The sequence below is a fragment of the Mycobacterium simiae genome (assembly GCF_008370645.1).
Classification (GTDB): domain Bacteria; phylum Actinomycetota; class Actinomycetes; order Mycobacteriales; family Mycobacteriaceae; genus Mycobacterium; species Mycobacterium simiae_A.
On the sequence record NZ_VTZN01000457.1, the window covers coordinates 1 to 725 of the forward strand.

The following is a 725-nucleotide window of genomic DNA, read 5'->3' on the forward strand; positions in this document are numbered from 1 at the left end:
TCAAGCGGCTTGGAGCCAGTTTCTGTAGGTTTCTGCGAAGGTGTCGTCGCGTTGCAGTCCGCGTTCGATGCGGGAGATGACGGTGGGTCATACGCCGAAGTGGTTGGCCGCGGCGGTGACGGTGATGTTTTTGGCTTGCCGGGCCGGGCGCAGGTCGGCGTACTCGGGTACGGAGACCTGACGGGTCAACAGTTTGAACATTTCGCGGGCGATGGCCCGTTTGAGTTTGCGCAAGATCTCCATCCTGGTGTGCCCCTTGGCGAGCTGGCGCTGCACGTAGTCCTTGGTCGGTTGGTGATGGGACATGCCTACCAGGGCGATACGGAACAGGGCATTGTTGGCCGCTCGATCCCCGCCGCGCGAGAGCCGGTGCCGGTTGGTCTTGCCCGACGACGCGGGAACCGGCGCCACACCGCACAACGCAGCGAATGCCGCCTCACTGTGCAGCCGGTGCGGGTTCAACCCGGCGGTGATGAGCAACTGGGCAGCGGTGTCCGAGCCGACGCCGTAGGCCGCCCTCAGCCCGGGATTGGCTGCGCTGACCAACGCATCGATCTGCCCGTCGAGGGTTTCGGCTTGGGACTCGAGGAACTGCACCCGCTGGGCGAGCATCTTGGCCGCGGTGAGCACCGACTGCGCCCACGCGTCCACCACGGCGTCGGGGCGGCAGCGGGCGATCGCCTCGATCAACTTCAATGCCGTTAATCCACAGTACTTTTCACGCA

Annotated in this window: 1 protein-coding gene; it reads right to left on the minus strand. The window is 65.0% G+C overall.

Annotated features, from left to right (window positions below; genetic code table 11):
- Positions 1 to 87: 87 nt before the first annotated feature.
- Positions 88 to 725, minus strand: a 638-nt coding sequence (locus F0Q45_RS26405; protein WP_149656641.1) for a transposase, incomplete at its 5' end; no start/stop codon positions are given.